Consider the following 19,005-nt stretch of genomic DNA (forward strand, 5'->3'; position numbering starts at 1 on the left):
TGTTTTTTAAAATGAATATCTGGCACCCAGCTGGATCTGATAAGGTGTTCCTGCTGCCTGGGTTACGCCAACGTTTTCGTTTACACGGTACTCATATTGTTTTTTAACCTGGTCAAATTTGGTTACTGTTAACAGGGTCTGATCACCCAGGTTATAATTTACACCCCATTTTTTGTTCAATAGGTTGGCAAAGTTGAAGGCATCAAAACTTAAGGTTAGCTTCTGGCTTTTATAGGTTTTGAACTCCTTTTGTACACGGATATCAAAAGTTCCGGAAAATGGATTGATACCGGCATTTCTGTCGGCAATTTTGCCCAGGCTTTTCAGAATATATTCTTTAGCCCTGTTGTCAGGATTGTTCAGCACCTTTTCCATCGAAGCTTTGTTGGCTGCACTGGTAAGCGGACTGTTCGGATCAAAAACAAAAGCAAGGTCGTTATCATTACCCGGACCGCCCACAAAGTCGCCGTTAATATCGGCATCCACACTCAGCGAGTAACGTGTTCCACCGATTCCCCTAAAAGTAGCCGCCATAGAAAATCCTTTCCAGGTTGGCGTACTTCCGTAAACCACCAGTTTGTTTCTGAACTGGTTATCAGAATACACCACTTGAGAAAGATCGCGTGGATCTGATTTTACCGGTCTGAAAGTTGATGTATTGGCTACGTTTCCATTATACGATGAGTTGTCTTTCGCATCGTTCAAGGTATAACTCACATTGATATAACCATCTTTAAGGTAACGGAAACTTGCATCCAGGATCATGGCTTTCTGCTCAAGGGTAGCGCCGTTGGTGAGCATTAATACCCTACCTACCTCATTTGTTTTCCTTCCCAGCACGTTATTGGTAATCCCCGAAGCAGTAATAGAGGCTGCAGGAACAAAAACACCACGATTTTCTTCGTTTGTAAGGGTGAAATATGGATTATCTACCATATTCTTGTCCAGATAAACATAATTGTTCTTCGTATAAGAATACAACAGGTTAACACCAAGCCTTAAACGGTCGCCGATAATTTTGTTGTAGCTCAAATTGGCTTTAAAAATCGAAGGCATTTTAAGGTTTGGATCGTTCAGGTTGATGGTCGAAACATAGGGTACACCTGCAATGATACCAGGTGCTGCCGAAGGATCCCTGCGGTACAAAGGAAAATCAGGTGTAGGTACCAAACTCGGTCCTGAAGCTGGTCTGGAAACATCGATAGAGGCTACTTTCGTCCCACTGTTCTGAATGTTGTTTACCTGTGCATAGTTTACCGGATAAGACGAGAATAAACCTCCACCTAAGCGGATAATATCTTTTTTCTCATTGTTGATATCCCATGTCAGCTGGAAACGTGGCTGTACTTTGCCCGCATCGGTAATCTTGCTATCGGTACGCAAACCAAGCGTACGCTCTACAACAGGGTTATAATCTGCCTGGGTAAGGAAACTGGTTACATCGTAACGCACCCCGAACATCGCATTGATGTCTTTTGCCAGATCAAACTCAACCTGTCCGAAAAGCGAAAGATTTAGAATATATTGCTGCACTGAGGGAATACCGTTGATCGGTGCCTCTCTTGCATACCTCGATGCATTCAGGTTATTGAAATCGGATAAACTGTTGAAGATAAACCTACCGTTCTGTTCACTCGAAATGTAAGTATCCATATAGGTCAATGTATTATCGGTACCGAAGGTAAACTTGTATTGATCCAGGTTATAGTATGAAGTATTGATCAACTGGAACTGGTTTTCAAGATTGTTTTCAGGAAAGAAACGCTGACCACCAAGCTGAACGGTTTTGTTTCCAAGCGTACCATTTGGCAATGTAGAACGGACCGTTACAATTGCCCTTGGGATATTTGCTGAAGGAAGTTCGCTATTCGGCACATAATCGCGGCTTGCCGTTTGGTACTGTAACTTAAACTCATTTAAAAAGGATGGGCTAAGCTGAGAGCGCAACGATACGAGTGTGCTGTTTTCGCTCGATTTAAAATCTCCCCAAACCTCAAAAAGACTGATATTAGAGTTATCGCTATTGCTTATCGGGTTTAACCAGTCGCTATAATTGTTTCTGATGGTTAACCTGTGTTTATCATTGATCTGCCAGTCGATCCTTGCAAAAAAGGTGTTGGCAAGTGTTTTCCTTTTGAATTCGCCCACTTGCGGACCGTTTCCAAGACCATATTTGGCCCTTCCGATATTGATTACACTGTCTAATGCACCTTTACTGATGCCTAAGCTAACTGCATCGGCATCTTCCCTGATATCGGCAATAAAAAATGGCATACTTTCATCCTGGCGGTCTAATGCCGTGAAAAAATGTAATTTATCTTTAATGATCGGTCCACCAAGGCTAAAGCCATATTGATTGGTGGTGAATTTCTGTTGACGTTTATTTCCCCTGATGTCGTAAGGACTTGCCAGAAAGTCTGAGCGGTAATAATCGAATACGGATCCGGTAAGGGTATTGGTTCCCGATTTGGTTACAGCCGAAACTGTACCTCCGCCTTCACGGCCCCTGCTTACATCGTACACATTGGCGGCTACCTCAAATTCTCTGATCGCCTCGAGCGATAAGGAATAAGGTCCGCTTCCGATTGCACCTGATGTGAGGTTGTTTCTTGCACTCGCTCCATCAATCAGGTAATTGGTAGAAGAAGCCCTTTGCCCCGAAATATTGGTTCCATTGGTGGTTGGTGCCAATGCAGATAGGTTATTGAAGTTCCTGTTCTGTGTAGGCAGCTGCTGAATGTTCTGGGCCGTAATTGCCGTACTCGATCCAAGCCTGTCGATACGTTTGGTGAGTGAATTTGCACTTACGTTTACTTCGCTCAACTGGGTATTGGATTCGCTCATGCGGAAATCAGCAACAATATTATCACCCTGGTTTAAGGCCAGATCTGATTTGCTCTGTTTAGGATAGCCGATATAACTTACGGTAACACTATAAGGCTTGCCCAGCGGCAATTGAATAAGGGCGTAAGCACCTTCTTTATTGGTGGAAGTTACTGTTCTAAAACCTGTAGACTCATTGCGCACCACTACAGAGGCTCCTGGGACGGCAATTCCCTTTTCATCAGTCACCTTTCCCCTGATCGAGGCATCGGTAGATTGGGCATAAGTACGGGCGCTAAAGGCCAGTAACAACAGACAGATTAGTGGCAATTGTGCCAAAAACAAAATTTTTCTCTTGGAAAGGTTAATAAAATGGTAATAATGTCGCATATTTATTTGCTTAATTGATTTTTCGGAATTGATTAAAACGCGGTAGTGCTGCTTCAGTACTATCGTACCCCCGGGTTCCTATGGCTGTAGGAATCCGGTTCTTTTTTAAAGGCTATGTCATTTTGCTGGATTGATGATTAATGAATGATCGGTTAATTGATAGTTCATCCCCGTTTTAATGGCCAGGTAAGCAAGTACCTGCCGGAGATCTGAATATTTTAACGAAAGGTTATATTTGCTGAGCTTACTGCCATCGGTTTTTACTTCCACCTTAATATTGTACTGTCGGGAAAGCACCTGACCAATCTGCACCAGATCCATCTGATCGATATAGGTAGAGCGGTCGGTCCGCCAATCGGCATACCTGGCAGTGGGTTCATCCACTATGCTGGTTTGATGGTTTTCGCTACTGTAACTCAACACCTGATTTTTGATGAGTTTTTCGCCAAGAACAAGTATATGTTTGCCTTCTCTTTTTTCTACCCGCACCTTCCCTGTTCTAACTGCAACCTGATAACCCCTACGTTCGGGATAAGCGTTGATATTGAAAGAAGTTCCCAATACCGTTGTGGTATACAAACCCGTAACAATGCTGAACGGACGTAACGTATCTCGCTTTACTTCGAAAAAAGCTTCGCCATGATCGAGCATCACGTTTCGTTTTGCAGCGCCTTTAAAGTTATGGGGTATGCGAACGATAGTGCTGGCATTCATGTATACGGCGGTACCATCGGGCAATACAATCTTTTTGATTTCGCCATTGCCCGTGGTAAATGTATCATAAACCAGCTCCTGTGTAGAGAATTGATTAACCTTACTTTTTAACATGAAAAAGGAGGCAAAGCCTATTACGACAACAATAGATGCTGCAATGGCCCAATAGGTTTTATTTACTTTGGGTTTTTGTACCTGTTTTGCTATTTTGGAGGTGACCTGGGAGAAAAGCTCATCTCCCATTTCTGGTCTGATCTGTGTTTGTTGATCAGTACTCTCCTTTTCTTTTGAGGCAAACCACCCATCAATGATTTTTTTATTTCCATCATCGGCTGTACCCGATTGATAGTCGGACAGCTGTTTGGAAAGGAATTTTCGTGCTTTGGATTTCATTCATCCATAAAGCGTGCGAAAGCTTAAAAAGTACTTTAAGCGAATATTAAGCTTATGTTAACTTTACACGTTGCCGTAAACGCTTCAGTGCTTCGGAGATATTGTTCTTTACTGTTTGTTCTGAAAGGCGGAGTTCGCTGGCAATCTCGCGGATAGATTTTTCTTCGTGCCGGCTCAGCTCAAAGCATAATTTCATGTTAAGGGGCATGTTTACGATTTCAGAATCGATAACGGTTTGCAGTTCCCGACTGATCATCACCTCCTCTACCGTATCATAATACTGCAGATCATTGATCAGAAGTTCAGCGCCTTCAAGGCGTACCTTATTCTTTCTGAACTGATCGATCACATCATTGCGTGCAATCTTGATCAGATAAGGCCATAGCGAATCAGCAATGATCAAAGTGTTTCTTTTGTTCCAGAAGGTGATAAAGGTGTTCTGAAGGATGTCTTTGGTGTGATCTTCATCGCCTACCAGATTCATCACTACTGAATAGAGCCGTTTCCAGTAAACATCGAAAACATTTTTAAATGCTTCGTCATCACCAGACTGGATGGCCTTTAAAAGCTCAATGTCAGATTTGTTGCCCATATCGATTAATGGCTCAAAACTAGCCAATCGATTATTAAGCCACTGTTAAGCTTATCTGAACAACATGTTTGTTACGCCAGGCGAAGAAATGCCTTATCTTATTGTGTTTGAGATATACAGATCGGTTTTTGATGTAACCGATCTGAAACTCATTAAATTTGCCCAAAACTATTTCCCAAATTCAAGTACCCTGAAAGTTCCGGAAACTCTTTTTGGACGTTGTGCAGCGTCAGTATTTTTTTCGAATGTTGCGGTTGGCAGAAAGATATGATGCGTTACTGTATCGAGGGTTATTGTTCTGGCACCTGCTTCTGATTTAATTGTTTCCTGAACAATAAACTGATCAGCCGAAACTTCTTTAACCGCAGTAATGGTACCTTCTCCGTTAGCGCTGTACGCCATTTTGGTAACGGGATCGAATACCACACCATCTGATCCATCTCCGATCGGCAATGTTGCAATATGCTTCCCTGTTTTGGCATCAAGCACAATCATCACTTTGTTTGCACAAACCGTAAAAAGTCTCGAAGTAACGCGGTCTATAACCAAACCTGAAGGTTCTTCGCCACCTTTCAATTTATACCTCGAAAGCACTTTATAGGTATTGATGTCGAAGCGAACAATTTCGCCAGTATCTTCAATATTCACGTAAATGCTGCCCTTCCCGTCAGAAACACCCGCTTCGGGTTTTCCGCCAAGGGCAATTGTTGAAAGTACCTTATCGGTTGCCGGATCGATAATGCTTGCATCGCTGCTCTTCCCGTTAAAAACAATTACTTTTTTCGAAAAATCGTCGTAAAAGGCTGCATCGGGATTTTGTCCCACTTTTACTGTGGCCCTAACCATCAAGTTTTTAAGGTCGAACACCGTACAGGTACCAGCCTTGCCATTGGTGCTATAACCTTTGCCAAATGGATTGGCGATCACGATGCCATGCACACCGAGGGTATTGTGGATTACCCCTACCGAATCGCCGCTATTTTTGTTGAGAACATTTACCTGGTTACCATGCGAAACATATAGGTTATTATTCTTTTGATCAATAGTGAGATAATCCCAACCACCATCGCTCTGGATTTTGTGGCTTGCCAATAAATGTACTCCTGTTTTCTGCTGTGCAGAAGCTGAGATGATCGTAACCAAAAACAAGGCTACACTGAAGAATATTTTTTTCATTTTATTTTTTTATATAATTAAAGGATCAGCATCAAATTTTAACTATGCTAACGCATTTCACTCTTCTTTTTGGCTGTACAACCTGCTGATTAAACTGGGTAGCGCAATCAGCAAAAGCGGCAGTGCAACAATAAAACCACCGATAACCGCAATGGCCAGTGGCTGGTGCAACTGTGCTCCTGCGCCTATACCAAGTGCCAAAGGCATTAAGGCTATAATTGCCCCTAAAGCGGTCATTAATTTTGGTCTTAATCTTGTCGAAATGGCAAAAGTGATGGCATCGGTTACATTTTTTTCATTCAGCGATTCTTTAAACTGTAAGAAGGTAAATACAGCATTCTCTCCAATGATGCCCACAATCATGATCAGGCCGGTATAACTGCCCACATTTAAAGGTGTACCGGTAAGCAGTAGGGCAAGATAACTTCCCGAAATGCCCAATACCGAAATCAGAAGGATCAGAAAGGCAATCTTAAAGTCCCGGAAAAGGAACAGGATTACACTGAACACCAATAAACTCGAAGCAATTAAAATGGTTAACAGCTCAGAAAACGACTGCTGCTGTTCTTTATACGCTCCACCATATTCGATGTGGTAACCCAATGGCAGGTTTACCTTTGAACCTACCGCCGATTGGATATCTTTCATCACACTTCCAAGATCCCTGTTATCCAGTCTTGCGGTAATGGCTCCAATAGTCTGCAGGTTTTCACGTTCTACCTCGGCATTACCCGATTGCAGATCGACTTTCGCTAAATTCTGGATGGGCACAGCTGTTCCGTTAGGAAGAAAGATTTTAAGTGCTGAAATATCTGATACACCAAAAGTCCGGCTTCCCGGATACACCATTCGGATGGGCGAAAGCTGCTGTTTATCATACAGATCGCCAATTACATTGCCCTGCATTGCGGTTTGCACTTGTGCCTGAAAGGAAAGCGGAGTAATGCCGTATTGGGCCAGCATGGCAAAGTCAGGCTGAATATTAACTGTTGGACCTGATAAGATAATCCCATCGAATACATCAGCTGTGCCACTTACCTTCGAAACCAGCTCAGCAACCTGTTTAGATAATACCTGCAATTTCTGCTGGTCGTTACCAAAAATCTTCACTTCAACCGGTTGTGTTGAGCTCATTAAATCGCCAAGCATATCGCCGATTACCTGACCAAAATCGACAACCAATGCAGGTTGGGTATGCTCAATATGTGTCCTGATCTCCGAAATTACCTCATCGGTAGTTTTTTTACGGTTCGGTTTCAACTGGATCAGGTAATCTCCGGTATTGGGCTCGGTGATAAAAAAGCCCATCTGTGTACCCGTTCTCCTTGAATAGGCCTGTACATCTGGAATTTTGACAATTTCTTTCTCCACTTCTTTCAACATCCTGTCGGTTTCTTCGAGCGATGTTCCCGGAGGAGAGGCATAATCGAGTACAATACTGCCTTCGTCCATTTCGGGTAAAAATCCGGTTTGAAGTCTTGGGAATACCAGAACAATTGATGCGATCAGTAAGAGGATAAACCCATAAGAAATATACGGGCGCTTGATAAAAAAACGCACCCAGTTCTGCGATTTTACCTCATGCACGATAGCTCCTTTACCAGATGCATTGTTGTGTGCATTTTTGGTAAGCAACAGGTAGATTACCGGCAAACCGATCCAGGTTACAAAAAACGAACATACCAGCGTAATGATCATGGTGTTGGTCATTACCTGAAAATACGATCCCGCCACTCCTGTCATGAGTACAAAAGGCACAAAAATAACGATGGTACTGATGGATGAGCCGAGCATGGCCGGAAACAGATAACCCATGGCCTTGCTGATTAAAGGTGCCGTCGGCCTATCGGGATGCTCTTCGTGTGTACGGTGTATCTGCTCTACCACCACAATCGCATCATCGATAATCAGTCCGATGGCTGCTGCAATGGCACCAAGTGTCATGATGTTTAACGAATAACCAATAAAATAGAGCACAATTACGGTTAGACAGAGCGTAACGGGAATGGTAATGAGTATGGTAACACTCGCCTTTAGCGAACGTAAAAAAATAATGGCCACAATAATGGCCAGCGCCAGTCCGATCCATAAACTATCACGCACACTTTTAACCGATTCGTTAACGAAATCGGCCTGTACATAATAAGGTTTAATGCTTACCCCTGCCGGAAGAATATTTTTAAGCTGCGCAACCTTGGCCGTCATCTCGGCAGAAAGATCAACCAGGTTTGCATTTGGCTGTTTAATTACGGCGATCAATATCCCATCTTTTCCATTTGCATTGATGCGGGTATATTCTACACTCTGCTGGATGTTTACTTTGGCCACATCTACTATGCGTACCGTGCGGTTTCCCTTTCTGGCCAGCACCAGTTCTTCCAGATCGCTTTTGGTTTTTACCGTGGCATCGGTTACCGAGAGATAAAGAAAATTGTTATCGGAAAGATAACCGTTGGATTTGATAAAATTGGTCTGCGAAAGCGCTGTCGAAATCTGATCTGGAGAAATGCCTAGCGACTGCATTTTCTGTACATCAAGTTCCAGCCAGTATTCTTTGGTTTTACCACCAATTACGCGGATTTCGGAAACACCATCCACCTGTGAGAGAAAAGGTTTAACGGTATAAGTAGCTATTTTTTTAAGCTCGGCGGGTGAGAAATTATGGCTTTCTAAACTATATCCGCTTACCGGGAGTATAGAGGGATTCATTTTCTCGACCGAGATATTTACACCGGCAGGCAAGGTTGCAGAGATTTTGGCAATCTGCGATTCGATGCGTTGCTGGCTCAGATCAATATCGGCACCAGGGTTCATAAAAGCAGAAAGCTCACAACTGCCCCGGCTAGTGGTGCTTCTTACCAGTTGCAGATCAGGCACTTGTTTTACCGCATTTTCCAATGGACGCGTTACGGTAACCACCATTTTATCAACCGGCTGAAGTTCTGCATCGGCAATAATCTTGATCTTTGGAAAGGTAATCTCCGGAAAAAGACCTGTTTTAAGCTGCTGGAAAGAGTAAATGCCACCAATTAAGATAATGATCAGTACTGCCAGAATGGGATTTTTGTGGGAAATAAAGAATCTATTCATGGCTATTTCTGTATTTTAACCCTGGCAGTATCGGCAATACCGTAGTTTCCTGTTTTGATAATGCGGTCGGTTTTTGCAAATCTGGGCTCCACTACCTCAATTAAGGAACTGCTTTCGATCCCCTTTTTCACATTCACTTTAACCGCTGTCGAATCATTGATCATTTTCATCACCCAAAATTCGTCCTCTGTTTCGTTTGACAATACGGCCGATTTAGGCAATACCTGTGCGTTCGCATGACTCAGTTTGCTCAACCTCACTTTGGCAATAAGCCCTTGTGGTATATCTTTGCTTGTGGGTATCTTGATGATGTAACGTTGCGTTTGGGCAAGTGAATCGACTGAGGGCATGGTTCCTGAAACCGATCCTGCCAGTTTTGTGCCATCCGGTAAAAGCACATCGATTGTTTTATGCTGTGCAATAATCTGATTCAGTTCGTAAGGCAGATCAAGTAGAAAAACGAGGCTATTCCGGTTACTGATGGTGGCCAATGCCTCTCCATCCTGCACATAATCGCCGTTTTGGTGATTCACTTGTACAATGGTTCCAGCCTGGCCCGAACGGATATTGGACACACCTGAGAATTTAAAACCCGGGTCGAGTTTGTTTACGGTATTGCCAATGGAACGGGCTTCTTTGGTAATCAGCGTAAACAGCAAAGTTCCATTGCCCACCTGCTCACCTGTTTTTGCAACCGTTCGCTCTACATAACCATTGATATTGGCCTTTACAAAACTTTTTTCGAGATAAGCCGATACGGCAGAAAGTTCTACATATTCGGAAAGCGAGCTGTCTTTAGTGGTGGTTACCTGTACTGGCGTAACCGGAGCTGGAGCATCGGTTTCTGTCTCGGGATGTGTGCTGTGACATTCTGAAAAGCAGAAAATTACAGCGATGGCACCAAGGGTTAGTGTTAAATATTTTTGCATGGCTATCTGTTCCAGTAGTTATATTGGTTGATCAGTTTCAGTCGGTTGATATTGGTCTGCCGCAATAAATTTTGTGCAGAAAGGTAATTGTTAATGGCAATAATAAAATCAGACACCTTTAAATCGCCGGTATGGAGCAATTTACTATCCACATCAATCAGTCCTTTGCTAAAACGGATCTGCTCGTTAATCTTTCCAAAAAGGGCATCGGTTTGTGTAATCTGCTGACGGATCAGGTTAATCTGCTGCGTTTGCTGACGGGTGAAAAAATCCCTGTAACCTGATACCGTATTGGATGAAAGCGCCAGTTTATCGTACTGCATCTTCCTTTGGTGGCCATCGTATATCGGAATTGAAAAGGTAAAACCAAGGCTTGCGCCAAAGTTTTTATAGGGCTGAAGCATCAGTGAGGAGTTATAACCACCATTGGCATAAACACCGAGTTTCGGTTGATAGTTCAGGTCGATTCCGTTTTTCAGATTGGCATTTTTCAGGCTATCCAATTCGAAACGTTTGGTAAAGAAACTTTTGTCGCCTGCAAAAGCTTCGCTTTGTAGCTTGGGCTCTGCAAGTCTTACCTCTGTGGTATCGGCTATGCCAGCGAGATAATTGAGTGTTGCATAATCATTTTTAAACTGTAGTTCGGCCTGTTTTAGGTTAAGCTGTTGTTGCTGGAGCGTAACCAGAAAAGTAAGGTATTCTGATTGTTTATAAATATTGCTGCGTGTGAGGGTTTTTAAAAGCTTTTCTTCCCGATCCAAAAGCGTAACCACTTCACGGTTAAAATCAACCTGCTGCTGACTGGCAAAGGCAGTGATATACTGATCGATAATCGACCTGTTCAGGTCGAATAACGAAAGTTGCCAGGCGTACTTTACCGAATCGCTCTGAATTTTAATGCCCTCAAGCTGGTTATTGATCCGTTTTTTATTTAACAGATCATAATTTACATTCAGCAGGGCTTCCAGTGCCTGGCCGTTGGTGAGTACCTCATCGTAACCATAACCGCGTATCACCGGCGCATATAAACCAGTACCAGTGCCTGTTACCTGTGGTTTTGCAGTTGCACGCACGATAAGACTATCAATGCCCGCCGTTTTACGCTGGTTTTCAAAATCCTTCAGCACCGGACTGGAAGATTTAGCCTGCCCCAAATAATAATCCAGGTTTTTTATTGGCCCTTGTGCCCTCACCATGGTTCCTGAAACAATCAGCAAAACGATAAAGAGCTGTTTATAGATGAGGTTCATTTTATTGTTTTAATCTTTCTGATTCGAATTTCAATTGTTGTATAAGCTAAGTTAATACCCAATTATGAAGGAATTCTGTAGTTATCTTTTTAGGGGCATATCAATGACACAGTTTATTGAACAGACCCCTTCTGGCGCAAGTCTTGGCGGGTTAGCCAATGTGTGCAGGACTTGTGCCTAAAATATATTAGAAAAGGCTGTATCATAATTGTAAATTTGTCATCCTGAGCTTGTCGAAGGACTTATTTAATACCTATTAAAGTGTTTCGCTTACTAGCGCAAGTCTTACCGGTTAGGACAATGAGGGCTGGCCTGACTTGTGCTTTAAAGTTTTTTAAAAAAAATTAATGTATTGATTTAACGACAGCACAAGTCGAGGCCTTTGCTTGGGTCTGGGCGCTAAGACTTGCGCTAGTGGTGGAATACAATCAAAATGGTAAAATAGAATAATATGAATGGTGTTTTAATTGGTTTTTTAATGTTGTTATTTAATTTTAGTATTAAGGCACAGACCAATGATGACTCCTTGCGGGTATTAAAACTGAATCTCAATGATGTAAGGATTGAAGCCATATTAAATAAGCTAAATGTAGCGGTTGAGGAAGGAGACGGAAAATCTGAAAAATTTTTTGTCATTAGGTCGAAAAAATTTATTAACTATTATGAATTAAGGTTTTCCGTTCTCCACAAGAATGATTTCGATTGGTTTCTCCTTAATAAGAAAGATAAATTACAGGGATATTTCTTATATAAGAAGGTAAACGTTTTAGTCTTTGGAGACATTAATAATATGTTCAAGTTATCTGACCATTTTAAACCTTTTAATTTTATTAAGCTCCAGCCAAATCGGGACGAAGTGTTCGGTGACAAGGAACCCCCAATAATTTTTGAACCCTTAATTTGGATATATATTATAAAAAACAAAAAAATAAAGTTTCTTAGTAAAGGAAGATATTATTTATTAAGGTAGCAAGTATGATTACGGCGCTAGGTTCTGTGATCTGCTGATTGGGCGGTGGAATATAGCGGATTCCCTTTCTGGCGCAATTCTTAGAGGGTTGGCCAATGTGACGAAGGACTTGTGCCTAAAATATATTAAACTAGAAGTCCAACAACGTAAAATTGTTAGGCTTTATTAATTGTGTACTGATCCAGGTTTGATTAATATCTTGCAATGAAGAATCCATAACGTGATCCACACTAAGGCAGGTCTTATTGTTAGTGGTAACAAGTGGATGATATGTGCTTTAAAGTTTTTTTTTAAAAAAATTAATGTATTGATTTAACGTAAGCACAAGTCGAGGCCTTTGCTTGGGCCTGGGCGTTAAGACTTGCGCGAGTGGTGGATTGAAACTGGAATACCTTTATATCAACAATAACAATATTATATAATATTTTAAATGAAGAAAAACTGCATTATCTTATTTAGTCTTATTTTTTTGATTTCTTCTTGTATTTTAGACGAATGGGATAGGAGATTCATAATAATTAACCATTCAAACGCTAGAATTTATGTAGATTATAGTCTGGATACAGTTCCAGTTTATCCTAGTAAGAATTATACCCAAAAAATCTTTGATACTTCCATTGTCAAAGGAGACTCTACCTTTTTAACTGCAGGTAAACCAACGTGGCCAAAATTTATAGAGCATAGCAAATATAAAAAGATAACCCTTTTTATATTTGATGCGGATTTATTGAGTGAGAAGATAAATCTTGATTCTCTTATAGATAAAAAACAATATAAGAGTCTGATTTTTAACGGAGAACAGTTGGAGAAATTAAATTGGCATGTAACAATCGAAGATTAACTTATATATTCTATCCCTCATCGTCCTCATTTGTAACGAGGATGAGTTAGAAAAGTGATTCTATCCCCTTCTGGCGCAAGTCATACCAGGTTGGCCAATGTCGTGGTGGACTTGTGCCTTAATATATTAAACTAGAAGCCTAATAACATAAAATTGTTAGGCTTTCTTAATTCTGTACCAATCCAGGTTAAATTAATATCTTGCAAAGAAAAGTTCATAAAGTAATCCACACCAAGGCATGTCTTATTCTTAAAGGTGGCAGGTGGATGATTTGTGCTTTAAAGTTTTTTAAAAAATTAATGCATTGATTTAACGAAAGCACAAGTCGAGGCCTTTGCTGGGGCCGTGACACTGAGACTTGCGCTAGTGGTGGTTAGAATGGGTAACTATATTGATCCATAAACAAGAGTTGTTACTTCAACGACAAATGGCATTGTAATAACTAGCAAAACAGGAGCTCATATCGTTCCTGCGAAACCTTCAAATTAAATAATAATATGGTAGAAGCAAATTTAAATTCGTTATTGAAATTATCAATTCAAAGAGCTTTGTTAGGTGAAATATATCCTGAAATAAGAGCCGTTTCATTTGATAATGATGGGGTTAAAAAGTTAAAAATTGTTTACCACTTGGATAGAAAACCAATCGATATAGATTATGAAAGTTTAAGTATTGTGTCGGCGGAAATACTAGCAGATGTAGATTTTGAAGAAATTGAGGAAGTTTGTGAATATACGGAAGTGCCTTTTTCCGATATAAAAATTGATAATATAGTTTATTTAAGGAAAGAATAATTCTTGCAAGTTCCTTGTAGGTTTATGCCTTTCGAAATACAGCTAAAATAAGTTTTACTTAGTAGAATCTTATTTTAAGTACAAGTTAGGCCATGGCAAAGGCAATAAGCGCTCAAACTTGCGCCTTAGTGTGAGCTGTTTTTGAGAAATAAGTGCATTAAAATAAAACGCGGATGTGATAATATAAAAAGCACAGGCAATATTATAAAACCAGAACGCATTAAAATAAAACCAGAACGCATCAAAATAAAACACGAACGCATCAAAATAAAACACGAATACATAAAAATAAAACCAGAACGCATAAAAATAAAACAAGAACGCATCAAAATAAAACCAGAACGCATCAAAATAAAACCGGAACGCATCAAAATAAAACCGGAACGCATCAAAATAAAACCGGAACGCATCAAAATAAAATACGAATGCGATAATATACCTCCTATTGTTCTTTTTGTTGTTTTAAAGCAATTAGAACCTTCCCGAAAGCATTAATCCGGTGCTGCCGGGCTGGTGAAAAGGCATCAAAGTAAAATTACCTTCTTTCTTTGTGGTAAACAGGCTTTTCATGTAAGGATAAATCAGGTAAGCAATCTTAGTTGATGCTATACCAAAACCAGCTCCCGCCACTACATCGCTAAACCAGTGTTTGTTGTTGTACATCCTTAGGGTTCCTGTTGCAGTAGCCACAAAATAGCCCGCATAACCGATCCACGGATTCACATCTTTGTATTCCTGATGCAGAAATTCTGCCGCCATAAAAGCCGAAGCGGTATGGCCAGATGGAAATGAGTTGGTACCTGATGCGTCGGGCCGCATTCTGCCCACGCCCTGTTTCACAAAATGGGTAGAAACGCCCATAATCGCTGCAGAGGTAACATATAACATGGAGGCATCGAACAGGTTGTGTTTACCTTTAATACCTGAAAGATTTAATGCATAAACCGCAGCAGCCGGAGCCAGCTGTAAATAATCATCAACATGGGCGGCAAACAGCGGATGGTCTTCCTGCAATTCGGCTTTGGTGCTCACATCAAGTTGTTTGAGTGCGCCATGATCGTAAACCGCCGCAAAACCATAACCAATTAGTACTGCAGGTGCAATAAAGGTAAGCGGCCTGAATTTCATTTTGGGCACCGGGTTTCCGGCATACCATCTTCCAGCAGTATCAACCGGAAGGCTTGCAGTAGAATCGATCAGCTGTGCCGAACAAATCGCGATCGTATTGATAAAAATCAGGATAAAAAGGGATACGCTACGCATGGTCTATAGTCTTAATTTTAATCAAAACTATTAGTCAATTATGGAGGAATTCTGTAGTTATCCTCCTTAGCCTAAATAAATTGAAAAAAAATGAAGTTTATCGGTATGGGTATATTCAATGCTGAATCCGTAGAGGTTACAGATCTGTTTGCTGATGGCCAGGCCCAGCCCCAACCCTTCTGAAGCTGTCGACTTTGAAAAACGGTCGAACATACGGTTTTGGATATTCAGAATTTTTCCGGTATTGGAAACGGTAAGTTTTTCACTGGTCAATTCAATTAATATCTTTCCGCCGTTTATATTGTGCCTTACCGCATTGCTGAAAAGATTGTTCAACAGGATATCGGCCAGGTAACGGCTCATGGTTACTTTCCGCTCCGATAATTTTACCGTTACACTTAATCCATCACGTTCAAACAGTTCCTGAAACTGACGGATTTTTGCTTTGATCATTTCTTCAAGATCGATTTCCTCAGTATCCGAAATCAGGTTATTTTCGATCTTCGCCAAAAGCAATAGCGATTGGTGCAGCCTCGAAAGCCTGCCTGTGGCCTGATAGATATCTTGTAGCAATGCGCCCTGCTGATCGGTGAAGGACTCTGTTTGCAAGAGCGTATCCAGTTTAGAATTGATCACCGCTAAAGGGGTCATCATTTCGTGTGAGGCGTTATCGGTAAAACTCTTCAATTCTTTGTAGTCTTGTTTCACTTTCTCGGCCATGGCATTTACCGATTTATTGAGTTCGTTAAATTCGTCAATCCGTGTGGGCTCCTCTTTGATGTTATCCATACGGGTTACCTCAAAAGCCTTCATCCGGTTAAGTACTACATAAAAGGGCTTCCAAAGCCTGTTCAGTACAAAACGGTTGATCAGCAATAACGAAAAAAGCAGTAACATGGTAATGCCCAGGGTAATTAAGAGGATAATCCGTACAAGGTCTTCTGATTCGACACGCGATTTGGTAATGGTCACTACCACCGTTTTTCCGTTTAGATTAACGGTGGTGATCAGGCTTCTCCCCGGCTCCTGTTCCTGTTCTTTGGGATTAAAATAAGTGGTGAAGTTAAATTCGCGCACATCGGTCGTATCGCCCTTCGGGCTGCTGTAAGCAACCTGCTGGTCGAGATAAGTTGCAGGGAGCGGAAGCTTATTGTAGGTATTGGTGTATTGCCTGATCTCGTTTTCCTCAACCGCAAGGTCTTTATCGAGTTTGTTCGTCAGAATGAGGTGGATCACCAGGTAATAGATAATTCCGGTAATAATCAGCACGATAATGGAGGTGATGATGTTTACCCTGTTGTAACGGGTAGAGAGTTTCATTGGCTGCTGAATTTATAACCGATACCATAAACAGAACGCAGGTAATCTTTTGCACCAGCCTCACTAAGCTTCTTTTTTAAATTTTTAACATGGGTATAAATGAAGTCGAAATCATCAGAAAGATCCATCTCATCGCCCCAAAGGTGCTCGGCCATGGCGTTTTTGGTGACCACCTTATTCTTGTTGGAAAAAAAATACACCAGGAGATCGAACTCCTTTTTGGTTAATACAACAGGTTGCTCATTTACGGTGGTTTTCATTGCGGCTACATCAACCTTGATTTCGTTGAAAATAATCAGATTATTCCCTTCAAAATTTTTCCGTCTTACTATGGCACTTACCCTGGCTTTTAGCTCCGAAAGGTGGAAAGGTTTTACCAGATAATCATCGGCACCAAGATCAAGGCCGGCCAAACGGTCATCCAGCGAGTGCCTGGCCGAAATAATCAATACCCCATCTTTTTTGTTGGTATTTTTCAGTTGGGTCAATAACTCCAGTCCTTCACCATCAGGCAGCCCGAGGTCTAACAAAATGCAGTCGTAATGGTAAAGCGATATTTTTTCGGATGCCGAAGCAAAGTTGGTTGCCAACTCACAGATATTGCCCTCGCCCGTAAAATAGGAAAGAATACTCTCATAGAGTGCCTGCTCATCTTCAACAACCAAAATTTTCATAGTGTAAATTATTAAATTATGCCGGGATTTGAAAGTAAAGCTTAGGTGATACGGCTCATCAGTTTTTGAATATTCAGCATTTTCTTTTCCTGCAAAGTCTTTTTGCCATAAGCGGTAAAGTACTCGTGCCGCCTGAGCATTTCCAGGTTCAGTGTATCCCAGGTCATGTTGTTATATACAATACCCAGATTTTCTTCCCATTCTGCTTTTAGTTTTTCGGCATAACGCTGATAATCGTTTAAAGAAAAATGATAGAAATCGGCATCGCAGATCACCATTTCTAGTTCATTTTTGGGGTATTGTGGAAAACGCGTGGCCATAATGCATCCGCGTACCAGTGTTATTCTTTCCTGATCAAAACCATTTTCTAAAAGAAACTCCGCAGCAATAGCTGCACTGGCCTCTTCATGTCCGATATATTTTTCGGTATAACCCAAATCGTGTAAAAACGCAGCAAGAACCACTACCAGGTGGTCTTCTTTCGAAAGCCCGGCATGGCTACCGATCACTTGTACCCCTTCTACCACCAGTAAGGTATGCTCCAGGTTATGAAAATACATTTTTTGCGAAAGCCTGTTTTTTAAACGGTCTTCCACAAACGAGGCTACCTTAATTAATAATTGATCGACTATATTATGCATTTAGATTAAGTTAATCTAACGCAATAATAAAAATCAATTCTGGAGAAAATCTGTAGTGGGCATAATTATACTTTACACAAACAAAAGTTTTCGCGGTTATTACCAGGCTGATCAGAAATTACCAGATAGCGCTATATTTTTCTAAAGACTTATTTGCACATCAGTGGTTTCGGCTAAATCAAAAGCAGATTTGGATAAACCCTGTTGATTGAAGCTGTTGATATTTGTATCAACAAAAGAAAATCAATTATGCGCATATTTGTTACAGGAGCCACAGGCTTCGTTGGTACTGCCATTGTGCAGGAATTAATCAATAATGGTCATCAGGTATTGGGTTTGGCCCGTTCGGATGCATCCGCTCAAAAATTACTTACTGCCGGTGCAGAAGTTCACCGCGGCGACCTGGAAGATCTTGACAGTTTGCGAAGCGGTGCAGCAGCTGCAGATGGTGTAATCCATGCCGGCTTTATCCACGATTTTACCCGGTTTGCAGAAGTGTGCAAGGTGGATCAACAAGCCATTGAAACCATTGGTGAGGTGCTTTCAGGTACTAACCGTCCTTTCATTGTTACCTCGGGTACAGCACTGGTAAGTCCAGGCAAACTGGCTACAGAAGATATCACCCCTCCTGTTAACCCGGCATGGCCAAGGGCTTCGGAACAAGCTGCTGATGCGGTAGCCGCACTAGGTGTACGCACGGCTGCGATCCGGTTATCTCCATCGGTACATGGTAAAGATGATTTACATGGATTTATCCCCATATTGGTTAACATCGCCCGCGAAAAAGGAGTTTCTGCCTATATCGGCGAGGGATTAAACCGCTGGAACGCGGTACACCGCCTGGATGCTGCGCTTTTATTCCGCTTGGCTTTAGAAAATAATACTCCTGGAACCCGCTTTCATGCTGCTGCAGAAGAAGCGATAACGGTTAAAACCATAGCCGGGGCAATTGGCAAACAACTTAATCTCCCAGTCGTATCCATAAGCCCTGAAGCAGCTGCCGAACATTTTGGCTGGTTCTCGCACATGGCTGCGATTGATTGTCCGGCATCCAGCCAATGGACACAGGACCAATTGAACTGGCACCCTTCACACAATACCTTGCTTACCGACATTGAAAACGGCATTTATACGCAATCATAAAC

16 protein-coding genes are annotated in these 19,005 nt (G+C 41.6%); 5 read left to right on the plus strand and 11 right to left on the minus strand.

From position 1 onward, the window contains the following. Positions 1-6 precede the first annotated feature (6 nt). The 7 genes from R2S57_RS17445 to R2S57_RS17475 form a co-directional block, all read right to left on the minus strand. Positions 7-3,213, minus strand: a complete 3,207-nt coding sequence (locus R2S57_RS17445; RefSeq protein WP_316846233.1) for a TonB-dependent receptor — start codon at positions 3,211-3,213, stop codon at positions 7-9. A 117-nt stretch (positions 3,214-3,330) separates the two neighbouring features. Next, positions 3,331-4,320 carry a FecR family protein gene (locus tag R2S57_RS17450; RefSeq protein WP_316846234.1) on the minus strand — a complete coding sequence of 330 codons (990 nt, stop codon included), beginning with the start codon at positions 4,318-4,320 and terminating at the stop codon, positions 3,331-3,333. Between the two features lie 52 nt (positions 4,321-4,372). Then, the gene (locus R2S57_RS17455; protein WP_316846235.1) at positions 4,373-4,912 is read right to left on the minus strand and encodes an RNA polymerase sigma factor; all 540 of its coding nucleotides are present in this window, start codon (positions 4,910-4,912) and stop codon (positions 4,373-4,375) included. A 168-nt stretch (positions 4,913-5,080) separates the two neighbouring features. Then, positions 5,081-6,088, minus strand: coding sequence for a YncE family protein (locus R2S57_RS17460; protein WP_316846236.1), 1,008 nt, complete (start codon positions 6,086-6,088; stop codon positions 5,081-5,083). A gap of 57 nt (positions 6,089-6,145) precedes the next feature. Continuing rightward, entirely contained in the window at positions 6,146-9,178 is a 3,033-nt protein-coding gene (locus tag R2S57_RS17465; RefSeq protein WP_316846237.1) for an efflux RND transporter permease subunit, read from the minus strand. A gap of 2 nt (positions 9,179-9,180) precedes the next feature. Continuing rightward, entirely contained in the window at positions 9,181-10,107 is a 927-nt protein-coding gene (locus R2S57_RS17470; protein ID WP_316846238.1) for an HlyD family efflux transporter periplasmic adaptor subunit, read from the minus strand. A 2-nt stretch (positions 10,108-10,109) separates the two neighbouring features. Next, positions 10,110-11,357: a TolC family protein gene (locus tag R2S57_RS17475; protein ID WP_316846239.1), complete on the minus strand. Its 1,248-nt coding sequence runs from the start codon at positions 11,355-11,357 to the stop codon at positions 10,110-10,112. Between the two features lie 451 nt (positions 11,358-11,808). On the opposite strand from R2S57_RS17475, the gene R2S57_RS17480 reads away from it, so the two are divergent. From R2S57_RS17480 to R2S57_RS17495, 4 genes are all read left to right on the plus strand, one after another. Then, entirely contained in the window at positions 11,809-12,327 is a 519-nt protein-coding gene (locus tag R2S57_RS17480; protein ID WP_316846240.1) for a hypothetical protein, read from the plus strand. Between the two features lie 430 nt (positions 12,328-12,757). Next, positions 12,758-13,168 (plus strand): hypothetical protein, encoded by a 411-nt coding sequence (locus R2S57_RS17485; RefSeq protein WP_316846241.1) that lies wholly within the window; start codon positions 12,758-12,760, stop codon positions 13,166-13,168. A gap of 497 nt (positions 13,169-13,665) precedes the next feature. After that, positions 13,666-13,962, plus strand: a complete 297-nt coding sequence (locus R2S57_RS17490) for a hypothetical protein (RefSeq protein ID WP_316846242.1) — start codon at positions 13,666-13,668, stop codon at positions 13,960-13,962. Between the two features lie 141 nt (positions 13,963-14,103). Further along, on the plus strand, positions 14,104-14,457 hold the full coding sequence (locus R2S57_RS17495) for a hypothetical protein (protein ID WP_316846243.1): 354 nt from the start codon (positions 14,104-14,106) through the stop codon (positions 14,455-14,457). Here the strand turns inward: R2S57_RS17495 and R2S57_RS17500 are convergent. From R2S57_RS17500 to R2S57_RS17515, 4 genes are all read right to left on the minus strand, one after another. After that, the gene (locus R2S57_RS17500) at positions 14,434-15,225 is read right to left on the minus strand and encodes a phosphatase PAP2 family protein (RefSeq protein WP_316846244.1); all 792 of its coding nucleotides are present in this window, start codon (positions 15,223-15,225) and stop codon (positions 14,434-14,436) included. The genes R2S57_RS17495 and R2S57_RS17500 overlap by 24 nt on opposite strands. 66 nt (positions 15,226-15,291) lie before the next feature. Beyond that, a complete protein-coding gene (locus R2S57_RS17505; RefSeq protein ID WP_316846245.1) occupies positions 15,292-16,545 on the minus strand; it encodes a HAMP domain-containing sensor histidine kinase in 1,254 nt (417 codons plus the stop codon). Beyond that, complete coding sequence (locus R2S57_RS17510) at positions 16,542-17,219, minus strand: response regulator transcription factor (protein WP_316846246.1); 678 nt, start codon at positions 17,217-17,219, stop codon at positions 16,542-16,544. Before R2S57_RS17510 ends, R2S57_RS17505 begins: the two co-directional genes overlap by 4 nt. Positions 17,220-17,260: 41 nt before the next feature. After that, entirely contained in the window at positions 17,261-17,860 is a 600-nt protein-coding gene (locus R2S57_RS17515) for an HD domain-containing protein (RefSeq protein WP_316846247.1), read from the minus strand. A 249-nt stretch (positions 17,861-18,109) separates the two neighbouring features. Here R2S57_RS17515 and R2S57_RS17520 point away from each other — a divergent pair, with 249 nt between their 5' ends. Next, on the plus strand, positions 18,110-19,003 hold the full coding sequence (locus tag R2S57_RS17520; protein ID WP_316846248.1) for an SDR family oxidoreductase: 894 nt from the start codon (positions 18,110-18,112) through the stop codon (positions 19,001-19,003). Positions 19,004-19,005: the final 2 nt, after the last annotated feature.

The organism is Pedobacter psychrodurus (genome assembly GCF_032678585.1).
Classification (GTDB): Bacteria; Bacteroidota; Bacteroidia; order Sphingobacteriales; family Sphingobacteriaceae; genus Pedobacter; species Pedobacter psychrodurus_A.

Bases quoted from the DNA above. Each gene is read 5' to 3' on its own strand.
- R2S57_RS17470 (WP_316846238.1), bottom strand. From the start codon at position 10,107: ATGCAAAAATATTTAACACTAACCCTTGGTGCCATCGCTGTAATTTTC.
- R2S57_RS17450 (WP_316846234.1), bottom strand. From the start codon at position 4,320: ATGAAATCCAAAGCACGAAAATTCCTTTCCAAACAGCTGTCCGACTAT.
- R2S57_RS17455 (WP_316846235.1), bottom strand. From the start codon at position 4,912: ATGGGCAACAAATCTGACATTGAGCTTTTAAAGGCCATCCAGTCTGGT.
- R2S57_RS17480 (WP_316846240.1), top strand. From the start codon at position 11,809: ATGAATGGTGTTTTAATTGGTTTTTTAATGTTGTTATTTAATTTTAGT.
- R2S57_RS17465 (WP_316846237.1), bottom strand. From the start codon at position 9,178: ATGAATAGATTCTTTATTTCCCACAAAAATCCCATTCTGGCAGTACTG.
- R2S57_RS17515 (WP_316846247.1), bottom strand. From the start codon at position 17,860: ATGCATAATATAGTCGATCAATTATTAATTAAGGTAGCCTCGTTTGTG.
- R2S57_RS17505 (WP_316846245.1), bottom strand. From the start codon at position 16,545: ATGAAACTCTCTACCCGTTACAACAGGGTAAACATCATCACCTCCATT.
- R2S57_RS17500 (WP_316846244.1), bottom strand. From the start codon at position 15,225: ATGCGTAGCGTATCCCTTTTTATCCTGATTTTTATCAATACGATCGCG.
- R2S57_RS17475 (WP_316846239.1), bottom strand. From the start codon at position 11,357: ATGAACCTCATCTATAAACAGCTCTTTATCGTTTTGCTGATTGTTTCA.
- R2S57_RS17485 (WP_316846241.1), top strand. From the start codon at position 12,758: ATGAAGAAAAACTGCATTATCTTATTTAGTCTTATTTTTTTGATTTCT.
- R2S57_RS17510 (WP_316846246.1), bottom strand. From the start codon at position 17,219: ATGAAAATTTTGGTTGTTGAAGATGAGCAGGCACTCTATGAGAGTATT.
- R2S57_RS17490 (WP_316846242.1), top strand. From the start codon at position 13,666: ATGGTAGAAGCAAATTTAAATTCGTTATTGAAATTATCAATTCAAAGA.
- R2S57_RS17520 (WP_316846248.1), top strand. From the start codon at position 18,110: ATGCGCATATTTGTTACAGGAGCCACAGGCTTCGTTGGTACTGCCATT.
- R2S57_RS17445 (WP_316846233.1), bottom strand. From the start codon at position 3,213: ATGCGACATTATTACCATTTTATTAACCTTTCCAAGAGAAAAATTTTG.
- R2S57_RS17460 (WP_316846236.1), bottom strand. From the start codon at position 6,088: ATGAAAAAAATATTCTTCAGTGTAGCCTTGTTTTTGGTTACGATCATC.